Raw genomic sequence first — 24897 nt, forward strand, 5'->3', positions numbered from 1 at the left:
ACTTTTTGATTACGTTAATTGGTACAACAATAGCCGTTCGCATAGCTCTTTAAGCTATTTAAGTCCGGTAGCTTATAGAAACTTAGCCCTTAAAAAAATTGTATGATTTAGTGTTGACTATCCAAATTTTGTTGCAAAGGTTTGTACTTTTATTATGCATTACATACCCCATATTCTTTGAACGTTCAGTAATTCCTGTTCATTGAATTCCATTCTATAAATATCAGGTTTTGATGTGCTATGTAAAAAATTCAAGTCATAGATGTTATCGAAATATCCCATCATCAGGGTCATAATTGCCCCGTGAGTTCCTATCACTACTTTTTTATTTCTCATAGTATCTAATAGGTCTTTTAAAACTTTTATAGCTCTTTTTTGACAATCAGCATTTGATTCTCCTCCCTCTAAGGAAAAATTTGAATCGAAAAACGACTTTTCCAAAATCTGAACCAATTCCTTATCAGCTAATCTTTTGTTTTCAGAAGAAAATATCCTCTCTTTTAAATCCTCATAGACTAAAACTTCTTTCCCTATTTGTTGAGCTATCTTTTCGATAGTCAATATTGAACGTATGTATGGGCTTGAAACAACTGCATCGATTTTTTCAGCTTTCAATATGTCAGTTACTCGTTGAGCATCTAAATACCCTTTTTCGGTTAATCCTCTTGTTCTATCATTTCCTTCTTTTGGAGACTCACCGTGTCTCACCATATAAGCAACTGTACTCAATATATTCCCCCCCAATATTATTTAATATCTTTAAATCTTACCATCTTTTTTAGATAGAGGATTTTAAAGCATCTTCATCACCTGGCCAAGTAATTTCCACTGTATTTCCAGCTGGGTCTTTGACCGGATAGCTCCAATATCCAATCCAGACAGGGTGCTGGTGGAAGGATTCTACCTTAGCCTTTTGTAATCGTTCAACGACTTTCTTATACGCATGCTCTTCACATTCAATCGACCAGCTAGGTACCGGAAGTTCACCGCCTTGCCAGCCTGGCTGGGTCGCCCAACCTTCATGAACAGGAAGGTTTTCGGTAATCTGTGAAAAAGAAACTTGCAGCTGATCACATTGATACGCAACAGAAGCATGGTCTTCAAAATAGATTTCATGTAACTGAATCAACTCACTGTAAAATGTTCGTACCTTATTCAATTCATTACAATAGAAGTAAATAAAACGCAGGCTCGATTTCAATACGCTCACCTCTTTACTTAATGGTATCGCCACTATTCGTACTTATCTATATCTAATAATTTCTTAAGATTTGCAAATGTATAAGAGGGTCAATAATGGTTTCATTTAAGTTTCTAAATTGCATTTTTGCTAGTCCCTAGTGTTTGAGTTTCTTTTTAACATTTTTGTTAACCTAAACTGTCTCGTTACCCGCCCATGCATCGCAAAATCGGCGCTGCACCACAGAGGATGAATATAAGTCAGGATGATTCATTTATATTGCTAGTCCTAATTCATTTCACACAGAACAAGCTATTTTATTTTCACAAAATGGCAAACATGTATTATGTGAAAAACCATTGGCTGCAAATTCAGTCGAAATAACCAAGATGATTCAAACTGCAAAAACGTGATGATCACTCTGCAAGAGTCGATTCACCGCTGAATCTACTGTCAATGTTACAAAACTCAGGAGTTAATGAACACCTTATATTTACAATGTTTTGTGAGGATCATTTTCTTTGTTATGGCAATCCGAACTCACCACGGACAGTTCGACTCACATCGATCACCTTAGTCATTTGATAATATAACTTTTCAATCAGTTCATCATTATCAACTCTCTCCAAAACCTGACTATGGTGAACCTTATTATGATAACGGTTAATTTCTAACATAAGTACTTCGCTTTCACGTAGTTCAACTGCCGAAACCATTCCTGAACAACCATACTCGGGCTGTATAGATGCAGCAGTAAATGTTTCGCTTTCGATCGCACCATATTCTTTGTAAATACGTTCAGCTTCTAGATTAATTTTTAAAAATTGTTCTTTATTTTCTTCCGGTACTGGATAAAGATAAATTTCTATATACATGATTACTTCTCCTTAAGATTGAATTATTAACGTTATTGTCAGAGTCAAGAGTTACATGAATGTTGGGTTATTTGCGTTAAAACGTTACATAAGTACAACTGAGCCCAAATTCGGATATGAATAACTAAAGCACCATTAGTTAAAGAAGAGAATAATTTAACTTTCAACAAAAAGTTTATCTATTCGTTCCACTATTTGATTGTTGGATCTATAGTAATAATCACCAATTTCAGATGTGTCAAAAAAGATTTTTACATCATTTTCTTCAAATAGTTTTACTGAATATAAATAACCAACTCTGCCTTCTTGGTTTTCATCAGGTTCAAAAATAATGTCCTTGATGCTATCTATCCAATCGTCAATAATCTCTAAATCTGTAATAGTCTTTAGTTCTCCACCACCTTGTCTAATTTCAATTTTTGTCACATCAGAAAGATTATCAGGATATATTTCTTGGAATGTCATTGGCTTAAGTGAGTCCTCTGATTGACATCCTACTAAATAAAACAAGGTTATAAATAAAATAATAGATCTAAAATTGTTTAATATCATTCCTTCCCCTCCACACATACCAATTTTAATCCTTGTACAACTATCGCCCCATTAGTTCAATAAGTTCAACAAAAAAACCGTTAATCCTTCTTTCTATAACTTTAACACCTAAAAAAAAAACGCCTAAAACCTATATATATCAAGGATTTTAGGTGTTACTTAGGTAAACAGTATAAACACATAATCGGGTCAAAAACATTATGAGTACGCTCAGTTATTGAATATTGATGTTAATCGATAAAAAGCTAAAGCCACACTTGTGGATTCTTAATGAAGGCAGCCGAGAGCTGCGCTGGACAGCTTCCCTCGGCGCCTTCTTCACGTAGTGTGCAAACACAAAGCGCCAAGGAAAGACGAAAGGAACAATCACGACTATCATATCCCGTTACCATTACCCTGAAAGAGGAATTATTCGCTTTAATTATTCCATAAAAATAGCTTCCCGATTAAGGCAGCCGGTTCTTCTACTCAACCACCCGTTAGTGAAGAAGAAATTAGTCAATTTCCTCTATTTTATAAACTGGAATTTCAATTTTGCTTTCTATCACTTTTTCTGAATCCAAAGAAAAATTAGCAGTTGCTTCAAATTTATAAGTGCCTGACTCCAACTTTAATCGCTCAATCCCATTTAAATCAACTCTGAGGGGTTCATTTTGAATCAGTGTTGTTGTTAACAATGGTAAAGTCATAGATTCCATAAATTCAAAATCACCGTCTTGTTGATAAATGTTGAAGAAAAAAACACTTCCACCGTGATAGATATCTTTTTCAGACTCTTCTCCCATATATGTAATCGTGGCATAAATCTTAGGTTCTTTATGGCTTTTTTTGACATTTATTGATACTTTAAAATCATCCACAGTCTTTGATTCATTGATAATTTTTGGCTTATCACTTACATTCTCATCACCGTTATTATTACTTGTCACACAACCAGACAGTCCAAAAACCAAAACAAGAAAACAAATTGCATAAGAAATAGACCCATTCCTCATCTACACTTCCTCCTTTAAAGCATTAGACTTGAATCCTAACAAAAATGTTTCGTTCTTATTCAACTTGCCTGCCCTGTTAGTTGAAGATCAGTTACTGTGTTGTTTGAACTAATAGTAGCCAATAGTCTTTATATTTTAGGGATTCTAATTATTAGTTTCAAACCACGTTCTTAACTGTTCAGAGTAATAAATCCGTTCTTTAGGAGAACTTAAATGCCCATCCATTTTATAAAGATTATCATCTTTATAACGTGGATACACGTGAAGATGATAGTGCCAAACATCCTGGCTTCCACCAGGCTCATTATGTTGTCGAGTTGAAATTCCATCGCATTGGTAACATTCCTTTAATGCATGGGCTACCTTCTGAGACAATTCGTGAATTTTAGTAGCTATATCAATAGGTAAGTCAAAAATATTTTCATAATGCTGGTTTGGAATTATTATGACGTGCGCTTTATTATTCTCCCACCATAAAGTGGCAATTAACGCAGTTACATAATCATCTTTATATACTATATCTTGTTGCTTAGATTGAACTAGCTTGTTTCCTTCATCCTCTACACCTTTTACAACAAGACAAAATGGACAAACATAATCTGAAGGAATATGCAGATATATTGAATCATTCAAAGTAACTCACCTCTAGATTTCCATTAATTTTATGGTACTTATTTAGCTTCCCTTTTAAATTCCGCTAACCAGCCCATTAGCCATCCATGCATCGCAATTCTAGCGCTGCAACAAAGAGGATGAAAACTTTGATTTTAATTTTCATGGGAGTTCAATAAGAATGAAGAGTCTTCTAAGCAACTCAACGATCTTCAAGTAATTTTATTTGCATTTTTAGTTCGTTTGTTCCTTCTTTGATTTTCTTATAAACAAACTTATAAAAATAAAAGAAGAACCAATGATAGACATTAATGAAAACACAGATTTAGACTCTAAATATCCTAATGGATAAATAACCGAAGCAAGTAATATTCCCAGACCGATACCACCTATTGTGTATCCAAATTCATTTCTACTCATTCTCACCCTCCTTACAAATTATCCGGTATATTGAAGAATTAACTGATATAATGCTATGCAAAGTCCTAAAATACTTGCTTTCATTTTAGATGAATGGTATCTTTCGCTGCGAAACAAGTAAAAGAAAACTAACATAAACCCCAACGGAAACCATAGCTGAAAGTCACTTTCTTTCGTACTGTGGGAATATATTGGTGTAATGTAAGTACTCATCATAAAATAAATAAAAACCGTAAAACGACGTGTTTCTAATTGCTTGCTCCACCTTACTAAAAAGAAAATAATAATTATTGCGATAATCGTAATGTGTAAAGGGGGTAGCATAATAGCACCGTTCCCAAATTTGAATTCCATTCAGTTAACGCCCTCCTTTTTTATAATGTATCATCATTTATGGTAATATTCGGCACACTTATATTTGAAATCATACTTCCACAGTAGATATCATTTTCACTCACCATCCCAACTAATTAGACGATTATTTCTTAATACAAGTTTCAGTAATTTTAACATAATTATCCACTTATCAACTCTACGGTTTTCTATTAATATGCTACCTTTTTGAATTAAAAACATCCTATTGTAGTAATTTCGAGTTTCTCTATTTGGTTGCTTTGCCTTGTTGTATTACAATAGAAGAAACGTGTTTTGTACCATTGATAACGAAAGGTTGTTTTAGTCATGAAACCATTTAACAATATTACTGATTTGATTGGAAATACTCCTGTCGTAAAGCTAAATAGAATCGTACCGGCCAACGCGGCTGATGTTTATGTAAAGTTGGAGATGTTTAATCCGACAAAGAGTGTAAAAGACCGAGCTGCTAATAATATGATTAAAATGGCTGAAGAACAAGGGCTGATAAATCCAGGCGATACAATTATTGAACCTACAAGTGGCAATACAGGAATCGGCCTTGCCATGGTGGCAGCTGCCAAAGGTTATAAGGCGATTCTCGTGCTTCCAGATAACGCCACACAAGAACGGATCAATCTCCTGAAAGCATTCGGTGCTGAAGTGGTGTTGACACCAAATGAAGAAAAAATGCCTGGAGCCATTCAAAAAGCATTAGAACTTAAAAATGAAATTCCAAACAGTTTTATCCCGCAACAATTTGAAAACACCGCTAATCCAGATATCCACCGGACTACAACTGCGTTAGAAATTTTGGAACAAATGAACGGTGAACTGGATGCTTTCGTGGCAACAGCCGGAACTGGTGGAACCATCACTGGCACTGGGGAAACATTGAAAGAACATCTCCCTGGCTTGTATGTAGCTGTTGTGGAACCGAAAGGATCACCTGTTTTATCGGGAGGAAAACCAGGCAAACATAAACTGGTTGGCACAAGCCCTGGCTTTATTCCCGATATTTTGAATACAAAAGTGTACGATGAAATTATGCAAATCAGTGATGAAGATGCCATTGAGGTTTTCAAGAAATTGGCCCGTGAAGAAGGAGTTTTTGTTGGCCCTTCAGCTGGAGCTGCCGTTTATGCAGCTATTGAAATCGCCAAACGTTTAGGTAAAGGCAAAAAAGTGTTGTGTATTGCCCCAGATACAGGTGAACGTTATTTAAGTATGAATTTATTTGATTGAGGTATTTGACTGAAAAGCCTTAACCGAATTGATTGAGACATTAATTCTTATGAGGAAGTAACAAAAGGCATCGGGTTAATAACCGATGCCTTTTTATTGTGTTTCAATTGTAGTTTTATTAACTGACGAGAATTTTATTATTCCCATCACTAAAAACACCATGCTAATTGCCCATAAAACTCCTGCAATTCCGAGACTTAAAGATATTTCTTCCGACGCCATTAGATGGTTAACATTAAAATTAATTGCATTTAAGGCGTGACTGATTGCCCAAGTAAAGAATATAAAATAACCTATCACGAATCCATATGCCATTCTAAAATGCTGTCGTTGTTTTGAGAACATTAATACCAATACTACAATAAACGCGATGCCCATTATAATTGAAAACCCACCAATTAACATACCCATTGTTTCCTGCTCCATCGGCATATTTCTTCACTCTCCAAAGATTTCATTTTATTAATATTAACATAAAATGACAATTACGTAGTAATACTAAAGGGAGTTCAATTCATATACGAATTGAACTCCCTTTTATTTAACTTTTTCAAATTTCATACTTATTTACAGAACTTGTTATTTGACCATTACGTTGCTAATTTAATTAAACCCCTTTTCCCTTGATAGCAAATTTAATATGTTCTTGCTTGATTAGTTCAGTAAACTTCTTCTGCTCTTGATCATCATTAAGTAACATAGTAATGTTACTGGACTTTGCGATGTACCTTTTAACTTTTCTGCTATTCCAAATGATGTAGTTGTATCGGTAATCTTTCTCTAAATTAGAAAACCATTTTTCCTGTTGCAGTTTTACTACATTTTTATCAAACTTGGATTTCGGGACAAAAAAGAACAAAAACGCCTCTCCTATCAATCCAAAGAAAAATTCTAGCATGTCTCCCACCTCTTTGTATAAATGACTGGTCAATTGAATTATTGTGATTTGAGATTAATTATACTATCTTTGTTAATCATCAAAGCCATGTAAGCTTTTATTAAAGTAGAAAAGTATTTTATTTACGATTACTTCTAGATGATGTTACGCATTCAGCTACAAGGCAATTTTACTGCTTCTATAGAATAAGAAAACCATCCCTTGAAACTTGATTTCAATAGGGATGGCTTTATAAGGATTAATTGAATCAAAAGGTAACTTATTCTTCAACAAGTACCAGTTGGTCAGCCCAATTTTGTTTGCTTACGAGACCAAACAACGACTGGAATTAGCAGTAATGAAAGGAAGCCTCCAGCTATAGAAAGTGTAGCGTAACTTGTTATTGCCACCACTATTCCTGAAAGACCTCCACCAGATACACCAGCTAGAGCTACCAAGACATCCACTTTCCCTTGTGTTTTTGCCCGATTGGATGGCTGTGTTGAATCCACGATTAAGGCTGTGCCACTAATTAAACCAAAGTTCCAGCCTAGTCCAAGTAGTGCAAGTGCGATGATTAAAACCATTAAGTTATCGGCAGGTGCAAATGCTGCTACTAAGCCTGCAGCCATTAATGTAGCCCCAGCAGCGACTGTCATGACAATGCGTCCAAGTTTATCAACGAGTATACCAGTCACAAGTGACGGCAGGTACATAGCGGCAACATGAATACCGATAACCATTCCTATATCACTTAAATCATGTCCGTGATGCCTCATATGTATGGGTGTCATCGTCATTATGGCAACCATGACTATTTGAGTGATCACCATTACCGTTGCTCCTAAGATGATTCCTCGCTTGTTGCTTTCCAGTGTTTTAGCATTCTCATCTAATAGATTATTATCGCTTTGAGAATCTGCAATGGCATTTGCAATGGCAAGTGGATCGGGTCGAAGTAAAACTAATAGAACTAAACCAGCAATAATATAGGCTACTGCCGCTAAAATGAACGGACCAGCTAAAGATGGCACACCGATTGAAACAGCGAATTGACCCATTACTCCGACTAAGTTTGGACCGGCAAAAGCACCAAATGTAGTTGAAACCATTGCAATACTAATAGCCTTTCCACGCTGTTTAGCATTTGCTAAGTCAGTCCCTGCATAGCGTGCTTGTAAGTTGGTAGCCGTACCGAAACCATAAATTAGGAATGAAGCAAACAGCAGGAAGATATTATTGGTTAATGCTGCGATAATTACTCCGATTGCGCCAAGACCACCAGTCAAGAACCCTGTTGCAAGTCCTGAGCGCCGTCCAAAACGTTGCGACAGGCGCCCTATAATTAGTGCGGCACCAGCAGAACCAAGAGTAAACAGCGCAACAGGAACTCCTGCAAAACTATCTGTTCCTAGCATATCTTGAGCGAGAAGTGCCCCAACAGTTATCCCTGCTGCAAGTCCTGCTCCCCCGAAAATTTGTGAAATGACAACGATCCACAAAGTTCGTCTGTAAAGCTTTTGTTGTTTCTCTGGCGAATCAATATAACTCTGCATCCAATCTGGATGACGTTTAATAAGGCCTGAATCATCAGGTTTCTGCGACATCATTCAAACCTCTTTCCGACAATAGTATCTTATGTATTTTATGATTTCCTTCATTATTATATCCTCTTAATTTAATAATACTATTACTATGACTTACAATTTTTTAAGAAATAATTACTCTAAATCATATCTGATTAATAGGGATGAATGATTGAATATGTCACTGAATTAATTATCATCGACCAACAAGGAAAAAGAGCTGTACAGGATAATGACCCCCGCTCAGCTCTTTTTCTAATTGGATTTAATTATGAAATCACCCATTATTTAAAGAAAGTTAGAAATTATTCGACACTCCTCAGAATGGCATAGCCATTACGTACTTTAATTGTTGCTATTAGCTCCCCTTTGCGTGCTTTGTCTTCTAACTCTAATCCAGTATCATCCTCTAAATAGTATTGTTCAATTGGAATTGATACCCTGACTTTTTCCTCGTATATGCTTGGATGAAGTAGTACTTTTAAATAGGTACCTGATTTTGGTTTACTCTTGGATAAGTTAGTCACTTGGTGGGTATCCGTTTCCTTACTATATGCTAAACGTATATACACTTTTAAATCATCTTCTGAGTAACCATTTGCATGGTCTTCTAGTTCTTTTCGCAAAGAACTTTCTACAAGATTAACTGGAATGTTTTCCGCTTCGAAGTCTAAATCTACATAGTCCCCGTAGAATATGTTGCTAGGATCTACCGGTACTGTTTGGAGCCGTATTGTTTCGCCATAATTGATTGTAGCTAATGGCTTAATTGTCATGCTTAACAAAAGGATAATCGGAAGTAGTAGAGAGATTAAAAATAATTTATTCTTTGTGAGGTTCTTCATTCTTAACCATCTCCTTTCTCCGCGTTTTTTCAAACCAATAGCCGAGACCTAGTAATAATAAGCCCCCAATGATGAAAGCAATTGATTTGTCCATAAATGCTAGTGATAGATCTACATAGAAACGTAGGACGAACACACAGACAATGGCTACTCCGTACAGATTCTCGTTTTTAACAAGTGTCAGTGCATAGATGATATATAAGACTGAGAACACAACTGACGCTAGTAAAGCTTTGGAGTCTGGCGCATCCATGTAATTGCTAAAATCCTTGTAAAACATAGGAAACCATACATCAGGAATTGACATTAGTAAAGCAGTTGGGAAATGTAGTATTGTTCCTGTTAACCTCATGAAATCTTTATAATCCGGATGTTGGATATAGGTAATGAGCATCCATAGTGTGAAGTAGAAAAGTGCTATGGCTGCAAAATTCTCATACTCAAAGTGGTAAAATAACAGTGCCGATAATATGACTGTAAAAGTGAAATTGACGATGAATAATGGTTGTGACTTATTCATCATCACATGTCCTATGTAGAAAAGAATCGGTACCGCTAATACAGCTACATAAGGAAAGTTGTCATGTTCTAATATAGGTTCGAACAAAAAATGCATGGCAATGAATTGATAGAGTAACACAAAGTTTGCAATCATTAGTTCTACTGATTTATTCATAACAAAATAGTTTAGTGCGAAAAGTGCAGGTATGATTAATATCGGTAAATACTTGGTCCAGTCATCTGCGAACATGAAGGTCATTTCAATAAACTGATAGAGAATAAAGAAGTTTACCAGTCTTACATAAACGTTGTTTCGCATGAAATAGTAGCCAAAAGCAAAAAGTGCAGGAATGATGAGAATAGGTCCATATTCTAATAACCCTTCTGCAAAAAGGAACTTCATTTCAATAAATGCATAAATAAATACTAAACTTGCCCCTTTTAATATGTTGTCTTTTAAATACAACCCTAAAGGCAGAATTCCGATTCCCCACATTAAAAAGGCATCTTCTAAATTTCCACCTAAGTGAAACATCTGGCCGATATAGAATATTTCAGCACCATACGCAAATGCCCCTATATAATAAGAAGCTCTTGAGAGATGTGGTTTTTTCTTTTCTAAAACAAACCCCACTACATAGAACACGATCAGCGTAGTTAATAATATTAAAAATTTGAATGTCTTCGTAAGTTCAGACCAGTTACTCGCTACAAAACTTAAAATCCCTAAGCCGATTAGGACACCGCCTATAATCGACAGAATTTGTACAGCGTTCATTTTTACCATTGGTGATTGAACTGGTGCTGCTGTTGGAGACTCGTACAAATCAATTAAGTCATTAGCTTGCCCTTTATTTAAATGGCCAGTGCTTTCTAGATAATTAAACTCCTTCTTAAGGAATTCGTAAGTAATCCTTGAAATTCTTCTCTTCAATTGACACACCCTCCTTTACATTCAGTTTGACATCTACTAATAACCAAGATAACGCTCCCGACATTCCTGAGTATTTTAATACTGAATGAGCAAATCATCAGCAATTTCGACTGTCACTCAATTCAACTTTGTCTCCCATTTTGAAGGAATATTGTTCAATCCCAAACCCACACCGTGCTGCATCAGATAGCTTTTTGAAATTACTTAAAATCTCGGAGCCACTCTTTTCTTCGTAGCTTGCTCATAAGAATATGCTAATTCAATTAATCTTGGTTCACTAAAAGCCTTTGCACTAAATGTCACACCAACTGGCATACCTTCAGCTGTATAGCCAGCAGGGACGGTAATCGACGGATAGCCTGCTTTTGCAGGTATTGCTGCACCACGATTACTCTCAAACAATAACGCATCTAAGTTGTGCTCCGCCATGACTACATCAATTCCTTCGTTAGCTGAATTTCTAAAGTCTATTTCACGGTGTTCTAAGTAGGTTGGATCGTAAGGATCATCACTCATCTTTTGAGCCTTTTCAAGTTCAATTTGTCCGAATTTCATTCTAACGTCTGGGTCCTGTTTATTAAATTCAATAAGATCTTCTAGTGATTTAATTGGCACTTCATTTGAAACCTTACTTAAATAAGCATTTATATCATGTTTGAATTCATGCCACAAAACAATAGAAGTGAAACTTGTTTTAGGAATCGTTACTTCTTCAATAATTGCACCCTGTGATTTTATCTCTTCAATGGCTTCTTCAATTATCTTTCTTTCATCTGTATCTACAGCGCTTAAAAACGATCTATCTACTCCGATTCTAGCTCCATTTAACCCTTCTGCTACTAAATGTTTCGTATAATCTTTTAACGCTTTTCCTTTACTCGTTTTCGTAATTGAATCCATTTCGTCCACTTCGGTTATCACGCCAAGTGTTATCGCCGCATCTGTAACCGTTCGAGTCATAGGGCCTGCAGTATCTTGGCTGTGTGAAAGTGGAATAATGCCTGTTCGACTAACTAACCCAACAGTAGGTTTAATCCCAACTAATGAATTAGCACTCGAGGGACTAAGGATTGAACCTGAAGTTTCCGTTCCAATCGCTACAACAGCGAAATTACAAGCAATCCCCGCCCCAGAACCCGAACTAGAACCACCTACACTTCCTGCAATAAATGAACCTACACCATAAGGATTTAAGACCTGTCCACCTAATCCACTGTATCCACTAGGTACATCTTCTGTCATAAAGTAAGCCCATTCACTCATATTAGCTTTCCCAAGAATAATAGCCCCTGCTTGTCGCAGCTGCTTAGCAACAAATGAGTCGTCTTTAGCAAAGTTATGTTCAAGAGCAAAGGCTCCCGCAGTTGTTGGCATGTTGTCGGCAGTTTCAATATTATCTTTTAGAATAACGGGAATGCCATGTAAAGGACCTCGAATGCCTTTTTCACGAACTTTATCCAACTCAGCAGCTATTTTTAAAGCATCTGGATTAATGCTTACTATTGCGTTGATTTTTGGACCATTGCGATTATAAGCTTCGATTCTATCTAAAAAAATTTGAACTAATTCTACCGAAGTCATTTGATTTGCTTCGTATGCTTGTTGAATTTCTGTGATGGTCTGTTCTTTCATGTTGATACTCCTTTTTTGTGGTTAGTTATTAAAAATGGTCTTTTTGTGGAAATTAATAGGAACCTCAAATTCATTAATATTTTATTTCTTCATCAATTCGGGTGATATCGTATGCTTGCATCTTTTGTTTAAAATGCTTTGCTAATTCCTTATCGCAACAATAGACATAACAACCCTTCATCCCACGAGTCATCAAGGTCTTATACGTGTTCCTTACCAGTTTATCGAGTGGATCTATCTCATATTTCCCTTTTGGTTTCGCTGGTCTTGCACCTTTGTCCTTATAATGTTCTCGTTTCACTTCGATTGCATTTGTTTCGGGATTGAACGATAAATCGTTTCCTATTATAACTCCGACGTATTCCATCTCAAGTCCTTGCACGGTATGAATGCAGCCTATTTGAAGGGAGCAATCTGGATGGATTGCCCAGTCGATACGATTAGGGTCATTCCATGGCATAGCAAAATCATGTTCTTCAATGACTACGTCTTTTGATAATTGACCGTTTACTGGTTTCGTAATCCAGTCCCAAGCATAACCTGCTAATAGTCTTCCATTCTTTTCATGAACAATCTTCTCGACAAGTTCTTGAGGTGAATCTACAAGTTGGAAATCGAAGTCTCTGTCTAGAAGAACACCTTGATGTTGCTCATAGAGAATGTCGTTTAACCAATCCAGATAATTACCTGAACCCCCACACCGAAATTGTGAATGTAGTTCAACTACATGAACAACAGAATTTTGTTTTAGTGCTTCTTCTTTTAGCAAGTCGAAACGTCCAATATCCTTATTTGAAATTACTTGTTCATCATCAATAAAAAACACATTCAGTCTGCTTGAACGGATAATTTGGGTAGCCTGATTTTCGCCTTCTATTTTCTTTTTCATATGTCCCTGGTTTTTTAGTCGATGTGCTTCATCACATACTAAAACATTAAAATAGTTGTTTGGGGTTTCAACATAAGAAGCCGACCCCTTGAAAAGACTTCGTATTTCAACAAACTCGCTAGTACCAATCAGTTTTTTTCGAAGGATTTCACGGAAAGCTTGGTTAGGCGTTATGTATTCAATCGTTGCGTTTTCTCCTAAAAGAAAATTCATTAAATTTAATCCAATAACTGATTTCCCGGTTCCTGGTCCTCCTTTTATTAAGATGGTATGCTTTTCGTCCGTTGCTAAATCAAGGCTTCTATAAATCGACAACACTTTTTCATAAGCAACTTTTTGCTCATCCAATAATATGAATTCTTCGTTTCCTTCAAATAAAGAATTGACTGCTTCTACTAATTTCTTTGAAGGCTTAATTTTACCTTCTTCTATTTGCTTCGCAATTTCCGTACCTTTCCCTTCAGACACGCAATCTTTAATCATTTGCATTAATTGTTTATCATCAAATTGAAAATAAATTGGGGATTGTTCTACATACGTTGCATATCGCTTATTTAACAAAGGTTCTTCTTCTCGATTTCTAGTAGGCATATAGTTATGCAAATATGCACAAGAGGACAAATTGATTGAAGAGTCCTGGTATAGTGCTTCATTAAAATTTTCTAAATATCGTTTATACGAAAGGGATTGATAGGAAGGATGCACTGTTTCACGTTCTCTTTTTCCTAAAAACGTTTTAACAATTCCGTCTCCATGGGCAATTTTTGATTCTTGCCATTGTTTTAATTCCACAATGACTGCATTTTGCTGCCCTTTATTGTCTTCACCCGTTATCATAAAATCAATACGCTTTTCAGTTGAAGGCAGTTTATATTCTAAAAGGACATGCGTATCTTCCTTTAGTTCCGCATCTCTTAAAATTTTAGCCATTTGCGGAAGTGAGTTTGTCCATGAAAGAAGTTCGCTAGGAGAAACAGATCGATTCATCTTTTCTTGGATATTAGTTAGTAATACATTTCCTATATTTCTCTCAAGAACATGATTAATGAACCTGGAAGAAGTTTCATTGTAAATGATCATAGAAATCTCCTACCTCTAGTCTTATTTATATATTTTATTGGAAAATAATTCATAGTTTTATTTTACCATCTTCCACGTAAGATAATGGATTTTAATTTAGAATATTGTATTATTTTAAAACGAATATCTAATCACCAGTTATATAAAATAAAAAAAGCTCTCAGACAAATAAATTCGTCTGAGAGCTTTTTTTCGTTTATTATATTTAAGCATTTATTTCTAGTTGAGCTTTTTTATCTTGAGATTCATGTAACTTCACCATCGCAAAACGGGCAATCGGTTGAATGACCAAACTTTCTGCAATAAGTACGATTACGAAGTTCCGTGGCCAATTTTTTAGCCAGTAGCTGAAGATTTCAGTACTAAAACCATTTCCTACAATATCGCCGATAAATGTCATAGCGGCTGACATTCCTAGTACAGTGAAAAGAATACGGAATACTATTTTGGCATTGAAGCTATCCGTTGGTTGAGTGAATTTTGCAGCTAAAGCTTCAGCAATACGCCCAAAAATTGCCGATTCAATAATCATAACAATAATCCACATAATCGGAATAGTTTTCAAAATGGCGAAAGCCACATCTCCGTTGAATTCCCCAACAGCGAGAATAATACTAAATGATGTCATAAATAGAACCGTCAATGTAGAAATAATGGCGCCGTACAATAGGCCTTCCTAGCCGTTTCTTGGTAGTCTTTTTTCAAAATGTGTTTTTTTCTTCCTTTCAAAAAACTTAAAATTTTCGAAACTAACACAGAAATTAATTTTTAAAATTTGTTTACATGATTAAGACTTCAAAAGACAAACTAATATGAACCTAAATTAAGAAAGGATGTTGTAACGTGGGCAGAGATGATAACAAAACGTCAAGTAAAAACAAAAACACTTTACCTCAAACGCCAAAAAACCTAAAAATCCCACCAGGTCGTATAAAAGAAGAACTCGCTAGTGAATTTGCAGAAATTGGTACCAAAGCGTTGAAAGTTCTAAACAAATCTACTCATCAAAATATTGCACCAGACAATATTAAAGGAGAACTCGCTAGTGAGTTCGCAGAAATAGGTACTAGATCGTTGAAAGGGAAAAACACATCCCTCCAATACACAACAAAGAAAGAGTAGCTTTGAGAAAATGAAGTGTAGATTACTGAGCTCAAAGATGTAATTCAATAAAATTAGCACTCACCTTATAAACTGTATTCGGTGGGTGCGTTTTATTAAAGTACGATTTTTTATCAATAATTTTTGCGTTTTGAGACTCATTTTCAAACTTTGATGACGATTTCCACATTGCCTCTAAAGATTCTATCTAAGATGCCTATTTGCCTAATATCTTTAAATTCCTCGTAAACGAAAGTCATACACGACCCATTCCAAAAACAACTAAACGAAGATACAATTCTTCCGCTCCAAGCCGCCACTAACTTCTAAAAGCTATCAGGAGCTCGTCACTAATTACAAATCCAATAAAATCAAGTTTACTAAAATTATTCTCGTTTTTACGATCATTTTAATTCCTTCGTTTAATTGTTTAATATGACTTCAATTGGATAACCATCTGCTACTAGCTTATTACTAAATGTCCTGAACTTTTCATAAAGTGCTCCACAAGCATTTCTTACAGGTTCACTTATTGATGCCATCTCGCTCACCATGCTACTAAATGTATAGCCTGTAATCGTACCTTCTGTTTCTAAGTTCGTAATTAACTTTTGAATCATTGCATGTGTGGCTTCATGTGTTGACAGATGTTGTTGGAATATAGATTCAATATCCGTCGTAATCGCTTCATTTAAAGATTGTAGACAAGCGATTAATAATTCTTCCTTACCATTTGGAAAATGGTGATAGAGCGCACCTTTTGTCATATTACAAGCTTTCAATAGCTCATTTAGTCCTACACCTTTGTATCCTTTTTGCTGAAAGAGCTTTGTTGCTATTTCGACCATTAGCGATTTTGTATCCATTATTAAACATCCTCCTAACATACCAACCGGTTTTTTTCTGTAGCAAAATTTCGCACTAGGATGTAAGTATTTTTTGTTCAATTACAAAAGTTGAGTTCACAATTTAGACATTAAAAGACTCCTTTATTTATATCCAGCTTAAGAAATATCACTTGAAATGAAACAAAACTAAAAGAGCACTGAACTCACTGAATTTGCAAATAGCTATTGGCGACATATTACTAAATGAAAAACAAATACACACACAAGAACCCCCAAAAGGGATTTTAGTGTGTGTATTATTTGGGCTTAAATTCACATTGCAGTATGCAGACGCTTTCCGTTTCTCAACACTTCACTTCATACCCAAAGTTAATGTTTCTTAAATTATTTTATATCGATCTTGGTAATATGCTAAAAATGAATCGAGATAAACTTTCGTAACCCCATATTCATTACATTGCTCTTTTTCATCTCAATTGAGGGAAAAGAACAGCTGTTACTTCATATAACGATGTTCCCTCAAACTATTCAAATTAGAGATTTCCTGTAATAATTCCTCGCCGGTATTCGTTTCTCTCACGTTTTTTCTCTCCAGTTCTTCGTCCACCAATCTTTTTACAGACAATACATCAGTTTCATTGCTTAAAACTTCTTCTTTTGAAATAAAAAGCTGATGGGCGACCAGCTGCATGCCATAGGAATTGTACAATAGTGTGTATCCGGCTATCCCTGTTGTTGATTGATAAGCTTTGGAAAAACCGCCATCGATAACGATCATCTTCCCATTCGCTTTAATCGGATTCTCTCCATCAATTTCTTTCACCGGTGTATGCCCATTGATAATCCGGCCAAGTTCGGGATTCAAATCAAATTCAGCGAGCATCTTACGGCATATTTCTTCATCTTCGCGTAAATAGTAATATGGATTTTTCTTTTCCTTATGCGTTTCTTTTTCTTTAATAAAGTATCGCTCAAAGGTGGTCATCTCTCTTTTTCCAAAGAGGGAGGAATTTTCTCCTGTCCATAGGTACCATACCATATCAGTCGCAAAGTCATCTGTCTCTTCGGGGTGGGCAAAGGCATAACGGAGATAACGCTCGAATACATCCAGCAACTCACGGCCGGCATACGATTTACCCTCAATCTCCATCTTCTTCATATTGCCGATTTCATCTAACGGAATACAGCCATGTATCAGTAAATTCCCGTTATATTTTAAATAAAGACTACCTTTTTTCATTAGAAAATTCATGTGTCTCGCCAGTTTTTCTGAATGTTGGACAGAAAACAATAATTTATCCATCACTTGTTTTTCTTCTTCTAACAATTCTTCAGGCTGCACTGGATTGATCGTCGAAAAACAAATGTTTTCCAACGGATACGTTTTTCCGTGAAGTGTTGCTTCGTTTTTGTCGTAGTTTATTTTCTCAAGCAAGAGTCGATCCGACATATCAAAGCACGGGCGTCTTTTGATGATCGGGCTTTCCAGTTTAAACTGAATGATGGAAATGGCTTGATGAATTTTGGTAATTTGCAGCTGTTCTTGCTCGGTTAGTTTTTCATCTGAAATTCTCTTTGGGCGAAAAACTGGATTGTCGACATAGTATTTTTCTGCTAGGTTCAAAAGCGGCCTCAGATTTATTCCATATACATCTTCAATAATATCTAAATTATTGTAACGAGCGCATATCCGGATGATATTCGCCAGACAAACCTTAGAACCGGCAAAAGCACCCAACCATAGGACATCGTGGTTCCCCCACTGAATATCTACGGAATGATAATCGATGAGCGTATCGACAATTTTATGAGGATCAGGTCCTCGGTCATAAATATCCCCTACAACATGAAGATGATCCACAACCAATCGCTGGGTGGTATAAGCAAGGCCAATAATCAGTTTATCGGCTTGGCCAAGGGAAATAATTTTCTCGGCCATTTTTGCATAATAATCCTTCTTGTTTTCGAACTCGTCAGTCTTATACAATAACTCTTCAATAATGTAAACAAATTGTTTTGGCAAAGCTCTGCGTAATTTCGAACGTGTATACTTGGAAGAAGCATATGAGACAAGCTTCATCATACGCTCGATCATTTCTATGTACCATTCTTCCAATTCCTTTTTACTGCTAAAATTGCTTTTTATTAATTGTAATTTCTCTTCTGGATAATAAACGAATGTCGCAAATTCATTTAGCTCTTTTTCATGCAATTCATCTTTGAAAAGGTCTCTTATTTTCACTTTTACATTTCCGGAACCATTCCGTAGTACATGCTGAAAGGCCTGGTACTCGCCGTGTAAATCACTTACAAAATGTTCCGTTCCCTTAGGCAAATCCAGAATGGCTTCAAGATTAATGATTTCAGTGACCACTTTTTCTTCACTGTCATATTTTTGCGCTAATAAATCTAAGTATTTTAAATTTAACATTAGGTATCCCCTTTTAATCGCTTTCTTTATTCTTCTGTATTTTGAAAACTTCTTATCTTCTTGTGCAAAAAATCACTCTTCAACTACCTATTCATCGTGTATTCCTACATTATCTAAATAGTCTGTAGTGGCGTAAGTTAGACCTTCAATTATGTTTAATTATAACAGGAGAGTTCTATACGAGACTTATCCTAGAAAAATTTTATTATTTTATTTGAGTCAATTTCACAATTTATAAAGCCGGATGTATACACGATCATTTTAAAAACAGAGATTCTATGGATTTCCCTTATCCTATTACATAAAAAACACATTACGTATAACTCAACTTCTTTATTGAATGATTGTTGCAAATGCAACAAAATTGGTGTAAATTCAAAATATACTATCTTTTATTGCATTTACAACAAAAAAATACTGAGGAGTTTTTTATGAAACAGATTCTGCGAGAAATCGGCATGATAGCAAGAGCATTGGATTCGATAAGCAATATAGAATTCAAAGAATTTGACCTTACTAAAGGGCAGTATTTGTACCTGGTACGAATATGTGAAAACCCAGGAATCATTCAGGAACAGTTAGTGGAGATGATAAAAGTAGACCGATCCACAGCAACTCGTGCCATCCAAAAACTAGAAATAAACGGCTTTATTGAGAAGAAAGAAGATCCAAACAACAAAAAAATTAAAAGACTCTTTCCAACGGAGAAAGGGAAATCTGTGTACCCTTTCATCAAAAGAGAAAATGATTATTCCAATGTCGTGGCATTAGAGGGATTTTCAGAAAATGAAGCAGAATCCACTTTCGATCTTCTGCAGCGAATCAGAAAAAACATCGAAAAAGACTGGGAATTTGTAAAAAAGGGAAACAAGAGAAACTATTAATCAGATGAAGGAGCGACCTATTCAAATGACGATGACTATAAAGAAGTGTACCCTTGAAGATACACGTGAACTCCAAGAAATTAGTGTTGACACATTTAACGAGACATTTAAGGAACAGAATTCACCTGAACATCTTAATGCCTATTTGGAAAAGGCATTCAACTTGAAACAGTTAGAACAAGAAATAGCCAACTGTTCTTCACAATTCTTTTTTGTTTATTTTAATCATGAAGTCGCTGGATACCTGAAGGTTAATACCGATGACGCCAAGACGGAAGAAATGGGCGATGAATCACTTGAAATCGAGAGGATTTATATTAAAAAGAAATATCAAAAACATGGGCTTGGTAAGCATCTGTTAAATAAAGCGATCGAAATTGCGATGGAACAGAAGAAAAAGAAAATCTGGCTAGGCGTATGGGAGGAAAATGAAAATGCCATTGCGTTTTATCAGAAAAAGGGATTTGTCCAAACGGGCGCTCACTCTTTTTATATGGGAGATGACGAGCAAGTGGACTTGATCATGACCAAAACTCTCTACTAATTTTTTGAAAGGTGGATCATTATGTATATTCCAAAATATTTTAAAGTCACAAATTTTGATGAAATTCAGGAATTTGTTCAAATGAATTCATTTGGAACTCTAATCACCACAAAAAAAGGGAAACCCATTGCTACCCACTTGCCTTTGCAGTTGATGAAAGAAGAAGATACTTACTTTATAACGGGGCATATGGCTTATGGGAATCCCCAGTGGAAGACCTTAGAAACCTGTGAGGATGTTCTGGTTACATTTCAAGGACCACACGCGTATATCTCTTCTTCCTGGTATGAAGAGGAAAATGTCCCGACATGGAACTATCAAGCTGTCCATGTATATGGCACAGCTCACATTTTAGATGAAGAAGAGTTAAAACAGGACCTGACAAGGTTGCTGCAAAAATACGAGAAACACCGCGAGAACCCTGTTCTATGGGATAAACTCTCCACTTCGTTATTGGAAAAAGAGTTGAAAGGGATTGTTGGATTTAAGATACAGGTGGGTGAAATTCAGGCTGCCTATAAATTAAGCCAAAACCGAAATGAAACTGATTATGTGAATATCATTGAACAATTACAAAACGAAAAAAATCCAGATTCAAACAAGATAGCTGAATTGATGCAAAAGAGATCGAAAAATCACCTGTAAGCCCATCTTGAAAATAAAAAAAAGCTATCGTTTTGAAAATAATCATTTTCAAAATCACAGCTTTTTTTATTGCATTGAGACATTGAGATGAAGAATTTAGAGTGATTTTTCATCTACCGATGTTTTAAACCCACATTAGGACCGTTCATAAAAATGCACCCTTCCCAGCACTTCAAATCCAACTGAAAAAATAAAGAAAGAACATTCGCTTGTTTCCTTCACGCATTCCTCCAATTTCATTTAATAGTTATTTACGCATCCAGAAATAGTTTCTTTTGACGTCTGAGGATGAGATTCATCTTCAGGATTCTTGTTAACAGAAATCCATTTCCCACGAGTGAACTGTATAGTTAAGACCACTGCTCTAAAAGCAATATCTATCCCGATTGCTATCCACACACCGAGAAGGCCCCATCCAAGTTGTAGTCCTAGTACATACACAAGTAATGTTCGAATCCCCCACATGCCGACTGCTGTCAGATACATTGGGAACTTCGTATTATTTGCTCCTTGAAATGCGCCAGTAAGAATGAGTTGTAAAGCAAGGAATGGTTGGAAAACACCCGATACTTTTAAGGAGGTTCCTATATTTTCAATTACCTCAGGATCATTCGTAAATATGCTGCCTACCAGGTCTCCTAAAGTAAAAAGCAGAACGCCTAGAATAGTCATTAAACTAATACCAATCCCTGTGCAAAGGACTGCATATTTCTTTGCTTCGCATATGTTTCCGGCACCAATTTGCTGACCAACTAGAATGGTTGCAGCTGTCGCAAAACCGTAACCAATCATATACGAAAAGACCTCCACGTTTCCTGCAATTTGATGAGCAGCAAAAACATTTGTACCAAGTACGACAACGAATCCAAAGTAAACGATTTGACCAAGCCTCATGACTAGCCTTTCAGCGGCAGCAGGACCTCCGAGAGTTACTAATTCCCGTATATGTTGTTTATCTGGTTTCCAATAGTCCTTCCTAAAAGCAAGAACAGGAGAGCGCTTTATATAATAAAAGAGCGCGATGCTACCAATAATTCTTGAAACAACAGTTGCTATTGCAGCTCCTGCAATGCCCATTTCGGGAATTATCCAGAACCCAAAAATTAAAATATAGTCCAACACACCGTTAACTATGTTAATTAAAATGCTAGCTTTCATTGGAGCACGTGTATTACCAACTCCTCTTAAAACCGCACTTAGTACAAACATTAAAGACATAAATACAGAGGGAATTGCTACGATTTTAAAGTAAATAACACCTGCCTCTAGCACATTATCTTCTATTCCCATCAACTTTAATAACGGTTCTGCAAAGAACATAGTTATAATCCCTGTCAATATGCCAAAAAAAATAGCTAATATTACCGATTGTTGGGCAATATGTCGGGCTTTTTCTGGCTGTTTCGCTCCAATAAAATTTGCAATCCGTACATTAACTGCAACCCCAATTGCCATAAACAACGCAAAATAAATGGCGAGCAAAGCATTCGTAACACCGACTGCTGAAACTTCAGCAAGACCAATTTTTGATACAAAGTAAGTATCAACAAATCCGAGAATCGTCTGAAAAAAGTTTTCTATCACTGCTGGCATTGCTAGCACTAAAATAATCTTAATTTTATCCTTTGTATTTTCTGGATTTGGTATAGTTACATCATTATTTTTCACGATAATCCTCCAATAATGTTAGTGTTCCCGTATACAAATTCCTTACTCGTTAGATTAGCGCAAAAATATTCACAAGATTTAATGTAGACTTTTTTTCGATTGATTCTACTTCTTAAAATGGAATATCGATGATAAACACAAAAACCCCCGAATAGGGGGTTTCTAAAAGTATCCACTATTGGGGGTTAGTTCAAGGATAAAAGTAGGTGGTTTTTATATTAAGATTATTAGATTTGAGCTTTTGGATATCCTTCAAAAATACACCATTTACCTTCTCTTAAGAAATCTCGTAATACCAGTGTATTGGCTGTTTATGCTATGATGCCATTTGTCTGCACATTTCAGCACATGAACGACAAATCTTAGCACATTCTTGGCAATGATCGTCTTTGAATTTTTCGCATTCAACTGCACAGGCTTCGCAAATTGATGCACAAAGTGCGCAAAGTGCTTTTGAATTTGCACTGTTTCTAGCCATGTATCCTGCTGCTTCAAAGCAAATATCGGCACAATCGTGTAAGTGTTGCAAACAGGCAATTCTTGCTTGAACATCTGGTTCCTGTAAGCAGGCCGTATTGCATTCTTCACATGCACGCGCACAGCGCAAACATTCTTCGATGCATTGATCCATCGTTGTTGGAGAAGTAGAAAGTATTCCCATTTTATCTAGCTCCTTAGAAAATTATTTGACCTAAATATTGTTTCCAACGAATTCACTTTCTATGCATCACCTTTGTTTTACCCTACTTTAAAACATTACTGCAGGTTGCTTTGGGAGTTCATTAACTGCCCATCATATGTTTGTTTTATTACATTTGATTGCTCATTTCGTTCTCTAATATGTCATGTGATTTATCATGCTGGTTCATTTTTCATCCTCCCTATTAAACAATGCCATATCCACTCCTCTTTAGGACGTGCATTGCCGTGTTCGTGCTGCCATCTCCATCCCTTGAAACATCGTTTAAATTGGTGAATCAGTAATTTCTTGGTACAACTCAGCAAATTTATTGGCTAGGACTTGCTCTCGAAAAAGTAGCTTCTTAAAGGCATGGATCATCATTTCCCGTTCTGAAAGCATGATGTTGTTCTCCTCCCTGTATTTACTGAAAGTTTTTAACTGAATAATAGAATTCCCCATCTGGACTAATGGTTGCTAAATACATATCTTTGATGCTCATCATTTCTCTTTTCTGTAACTGGTTTTCTAGCCATGCTTTGGTCTGACCTAATAAATGAATATATAGCACAAAAACGAAAGTTACTTATCGCGATTAAACCTATGGTCATAATATAACTATCGTCTTTTCACTTTTTTCCGAAAAAAAATAGAAGGCCGGAATGCCGACCCCCTACCTAAATACTATTTAATAATTAGTTTCCCATCATTCCTTTAAAATTGTTGCTATTAGCTGAACCCCCAGTGCCATGCATTTCTTTATAGAGTTCCTCCAATTGCTGATTGTTTAAATCAGGATGCATTTTCTTCATGAATGGTTTCATCTGGCCAAAATTCACATTTCCACTTTCCATGAATTTTTGCATATCCTCGAAATTTTCCGATTTCATCATTTCATTCATATTTTCCATACTCATCCCATTATGTTGCATAAAGGTTTCTGGATTTTCAACATTTCCTTTTGCAGATACTGATGTCATATAAAGACCAGTTCCGCCTCCTATGATGAGGACTGCCGCTAATACTCCACTAACTATAGTCTTTTTCATTAGTTCTCTCTCCTTTTATAAAAGCGTTTTTTTAATTACTTCATATTCTTCTGTAGTTATTTCACCTTTGGCAAGCCTGTTCTTGGCTATTTCCATTGCATCTGCCCCGGGAGCTTGCTGAGAAGTATTGAACCCGTTGTTACTGTTATTTTTGTTCTTCATAAAGTAGTATATTGCAAATCCGATGATCAATAATAATCCCAACATCATCCAGACTCCACCTCCCATTCCGTATCCCATTCCATATCCTGGTCCCATCATTTCTCTCTTCCTCCTTTCTGTTGAACCGTTGTTTGTTTCTATACTTTAAATATACATGGTAGACATGAAGAAAGTATGGAGCCATTTCCATTTATAAAAAAACCGTATAGGACCTTCACACTAAAGGGTTCCATACGGTTTTTAACTGTATTTTCACTTGTCACTTTTTTTCATAGAGATTGTCCAGATCAATATTATGATTCCAATAAA

The 24897-nt window shown here is 35.9% G+C and carries 28 protein-coding genes and 1 pseudogene; 7 read left to right on the plus strand and 22 right to left on the minus strand.

Annotated elements, in window-relative coordinates; translation table 11 throughout:
* Positions 1-106 (plus strand): IS3 family transposase (locus ACFPYN_RS13085; protein ID WP_377733674.1); only part of this gene is annotated, 106 nt, incomplete at its 5' end.
* Between the two features lie 53 nt (positions 107-159).
* Here the strand turns inward: ACFPYN_RS13085 and ACFPYN_RS13090 are convergent.
* Together ACFPYN_RS13090 and ACFPYN_RS13095 are read right to left on the minus strand one after the other, a co-directional pair.
* The gene (locus ACFPYN_RS13090) at positions 160-729 is read right to left on the minus strand and encodes a histidine phosphatase family protein (protein WP_377734776.1); all 570 of its coding nucleotides are present in this window, start codon (positions 727-729) and stop codon (positions 160-162) included.
* Between the two features lie 49 nt (positions 730-778).
* Positions 779-1201 carry a hypothetical protein gene (locus ACFPYN_RS13095; RefSeq protein WP_377734777.1) on the minus strand — a complete coding sequence of 141 codons (423 nt, stop codon included), beginning with the start codon at positions 1199-1201 and terminating at the stop codon, positions 779-781.
* 251 nt (positions 1202-1452) lie between these two features.
* Between ACFPYN_RS13095 and ACFPYN_RS13100 the strand changes: the two are divergent.
* Positions 1453-1587: pseudogene (locus ACFPYN_RS13100) on the plus strand (Gfo/Idh/MocA family oxidoreductase); the annotation flags it as partial.
* A 117-nt stretch (positions 1588-1704) separates the two neighbouring features.
* Here ACFPYN_RS13100 and ACFPYN_RS13105 read toward each other — a convergent pair.
* The 6 genes from ACFPYN_RS13105 to ACFPYN_RS13130 all read right to left on the minus strand — a co-directional run bounded on the left by ACFPYN_RS13105 (position 1705) and on the right by ACFPYN_RS13130 (position 4988).
* Positions 1705-2055: a DUF1428 family protein gene (locus ACFPYN_RS13105; protein WP_377734778.1), complete on the minus strand. Its 351-nt coding sequence runs from the start codon at positions 2053-2055 to the stop codon at positions 1705-1707.
* A gap of 156 nt (positions 2056-2211) precedes the next feature.
* Positions 2212-2607, minus strand: coding sequence for a hypothetical protein (locus ACFPYN_RS13110; protein WP_377734780.1), 396 nt, complete (start codon positions 2605-2607; stop codon positions 2212-2214).
* Between the two features lie 494 nt (positions 2608-3101).
* Positions 3102-3602 carry a hypothetical protein gene (locus tag ACFPYN_RS13115; RefSeq protein ID WP_377734781.1) on the minus strand — a complete coding sequence of 167 codons (501 nt, stop codon included), beginning with the start codon at positions 3600-3602 and terminating at the stop codon, positions 3102-3104.
* A gap of 144 nt (positions 3603-3746) precedes the next feature.
* Positions 3747-4235: an HIT family protein gene (locus ACFPYN_RS13120; RefSeq protein WP_377734782.1), complete on the minus strand. Its 489-nt coding sequence runs from the start codon at positions 4233-4235 to the stop codon at positions 3747-3749.
* Positions 4236-4448: 213 nt separating this feature from the next.
* Complete coding sequence (locus ACFPYN_RS13125; protein ID WP_377734783.1) at positions 4449-4634, minus strand: hypothetical protein; 186 nt, start codon at positions 4632-4634, stop codon at positions 4449-4451.
* 18 nt (positions 4635-4652) lie between these two features.
* Positions 4653-4988 carry a hypothetical protein gene (locus ACFPYN_RS13130; protein WP_377734784.1) on the minus strand — a complete coding sequence of 112 codons (336 nt, stop codon included), beginning with the start codon at positions 4986-4988 and terminating at the stop codon, positions 4653-4655.
* A 327-nt stretch (positions 4989-5315) separates the two neighbouring features.
* Here ACFPYN_RS13130 and cysK point away from each other — a divergent pair, with 327 nt between their 5' ends.
* On the plus strand, positions 5316-6233 hold the full coding sequence (gene cysK / locus ACFPYN_RS13135) for a cysteine synthase A (protein WP_377734785.1): 918 nt from the start codon (positions 5316-5318) through the stop codon (positions 6231-6233).
* Positions 6234-6326: 93 nt separating this feature from the next.
* On the opposite strand, the gene ACFPYN_RS13140 is transcribed toward cysK, so the two are convergent.
* From ACFPYN_RS13140 to ACFPYN_RS13175, 8 genes are all read right to left on the minus strand, one after another.
* A complete protein-coding gene (locus tag ACFPYN_RS13140) occupies positions 6327-6665 on the minus strand; it encodes a hypothetical protein (RefSeq protein ID WP_377734786.1) in 339 nt (112 codons plus the stop codon).
* A 175-nt stretch (positions 6666-6840) separates the two neighbouring features.
* Entirely contained in the window at positions 6841-7131 is a 291-nt protein-coding gene (locus ACFPYN_RS13145) for a hypothetical protein (protein WP_377734787.1), read from the minus strand.
* Positions 7132-7415: 284 nt separating this feature from the next.
* Positions 7416-8717, minus strand: coding sequence for an MFS transporter (locus ACFPYN_RS13150; RefSeq protein WP_377734788.1), 1302 nt, complete (start codon positions 8715-8717; stop codon positions 7416-7418).
* A 284-nt stretch (positions 8718-9001) separates the two neighbouring features.
* Positions 9002-9541: a GDYXXLXY domain-containing protein gene (locus ACFPYN_RS13155; RefSeq protein ID WP_377734789.1), complete on the minus strand. Its 540-nt coding sequence runs from the start codon at positions 9539-9541 to the stop codon at positions 9002-9004.
* Positions 9519-10976, minus strand: a complete 1458-nt coding sequence (locus ACFPYN_RS13160) for a DUF2157 domain-containing protein (RefSeq protein WP_377734790.1) — start codon at positions 10974-10976, stop codon at positions 9519-9521. The genes ACFPYN_RS13155 and ACFPYN_RS13160 overlap by 23 nt, the downstream gene beginning before the upstream one ends.
* A gap of 204 nt (positions 10977-11180) precedes the next feature.
* Positions 11181-12608, minus strand: coding sequence for an amidase family protein (locus ACFPYN_RS13165; protein WP_377734792.1), 1428 nt, complete (start codon positions 12606-12608; stop codon positions 11181-11183).
* 73 nt (positions 12609-12681) lie between these two features.
* On the minus strand, positions 12682-14577 hold the full coding sequence (locus ACFPYN_RS13170; protein WP_377734793.1) for a DUF2075 domain-containing protein: 1896 nt from the start codon (positions 14575-14577) through the stop codon (positions 12682-12684).
* A 205-nt stretch (positions 14578-14782) separates the two neighbouring features.
* The gene (locus ACFPYN_RS13175; protein WP_377734794.1) at positions 14783-15244 is read right to left on the minus strand and encodes a DUF2798 domain-containing protein; all 462 of its coding nucleotides are present in this window, start codon (positions 15242-15244) and stop codon (positions 14783-14785) included.
* 176 nt (positions 15245-15420) lie between these two features.
* Here ACFPYN_RS13175 and ACFPYN_RS13180 point away from each other — a divergent pair, with 176 nt between their 5' ends.
* The gene (locus ACFPYN_RS13180) at positions 15421-15699 is read left to right on the plus strand and encodes a YfhD family protein (RefSeq protein WP_377734795.1); all 279 of its coding nucleotides are present in this window, start codon (positions 15421-15423) and stop codon (positions 15697-15699) included.
* 401 nt (positions 15700-16100) lie between these two features.
* Here ACFPYN_RS13180 and ACFPYN_RS13185 read toward each other — a convergent pair whose 3' ends face one another.
* Together ACFPYN_RS13185 and ACFPYN_RS13190 are read right to left on the minus strand one after the other, a co-directional pair.
* Positions 16101-16544 carry a TetR/AcrR family transcriptional regulator gene (locus tag ACFPYN_RS13185; RefSeq protein ID WP_377734797.1) on the minus strand — a complete coding sequence of 148 codons (444 nt, stop codon included), beginning with the start codon at positions 16542-16544 and terminating at the stop codon, positions 16101-16103.
* Positions 16545-17022: 478 nt separating this feature from the next.
* Positions 17023-18957 carry a fructose-1,6-bisphosphatase gene (locus tag ACFPYN_RS13190; RefSeq protein WP_377734798.1) on the minus strand — a complete coding sequence of 645 codons (1935 nt, stop codon included), beginning with the start codon at positions 18955-18957 and terminating at the stop codon, positions 17023-17025.
* Positions 18958-19388: 431 nt separating this feature from the next.
* Here ACFPYN_RS13190 and ACFPYN_RS13195 point away from each other — a divergent pair, with 431 nt between their 5' ends.
* Genes ACFPYN_RS13195 through ACFPYN_RS13205 form a run of 3 tightly spaced genes read left to right on the plus strand, consistent with a single transcriptional unit; the run spans position 19389 to position 21030 of the window.
* Positions 19389-19841 (plus strand): MarR family winged helix-turn-helix transcriptional regulator, encoded by a 453-nt coding sequence (locus tag ACFPYN_RS13195; RefSeq protein WP_377734799.1) that lies wholly within the window; start codon positions 19389-19391, stop codon positions 19839-19841.
* Between the two features lie 25 nt (positions 19842-19866).
* Entirely contained in the window at positions 19867-20385 is a 519-nt protein-coding gene (locus tag ACFPYN_RS13200; RefSeq protein ID WP_377734801.1) for a GNAT family N-acetyltransferase, read from the plus strand.
* A gap of 21 nt (positions 20386-20406) precedes the next feature.
* Positions 20407-21030 (plus strand): FMN-binding negative transcriptional regulator, encoded by a 624-nt coding sequence (locus tag ACFPYN_RS13205; protein WP_377734802.1) that lies wholly within the window; start codon positions 20407-20409, stop codon positions 21028-21030.
* A 240-nt stretch (positions 21031-21270) separates the two neighbouring features.
* Here the strand turns inward: ACFPYN_RS13205 and ACFPYN_RS13210 are convergent, their stop codons facing one another.
* The 4 genes from ACFPYN_RS13210 to ACFPYN_RS13225 form a co-directional block, all read right to left on the minus strand.
* Complete coding sequence (locus tag ACFPYN_RS13210) at positions 21271-22698, minus strand: MATE family efflux transporter (RefSeq protein WP_377734804.1); 1428 nt, start codon at positions 22696-22698, stop codon at positions 21271-21273.
* Positions 22699-23014: 316 nt separating this feature from the next.
* Positions 23015-23359 (minus strand): four-helix bundle copper-binding protein, encoded by a 345-nt coding sequence (locus ACFPYN_RS13215; protein ID WP_377734806.1) that lies wholly within the window; start codon positions 23357-23359, stop codon positions 23015-23017.
* Between the two features lie 713 nt (positions 23360-24072).
* Complete coding sequence (locus ACFPYN_RS13220; RefSeq protein ID WP_377734808.1) at positions 24073-24426, minus strand: hypothetical protein; 354 nt, start codon at positions 24424-24426, stop codon at positions 24073-24075.
* A 15-nt stretch (positions 24427-24441) separates the two neighbouring features.
* The gene (locus ACFPYN_RS13225) at positions 24442-24687 is read right to left on the minus strand and encodes an SHOCT domain-containing protein (protein ID WP_377734809.1); all 246 of its coding nucleotides are present in this window, start codon (positions 24685-24687) and stop codon (positions 24442-24444) included.
* Positions 24688-24897 lie beyond the last annotated feature (210 nt).

The organism is Paenisporosarcina macmurdoensis (assembly GCF_042658845.1).
GTDB lineage: Bacteria > Bacillota > Bacilli > Bacillales_A > Planococcaceae > Paenisporosarcina > Paenisporosarcina macmurdoensis.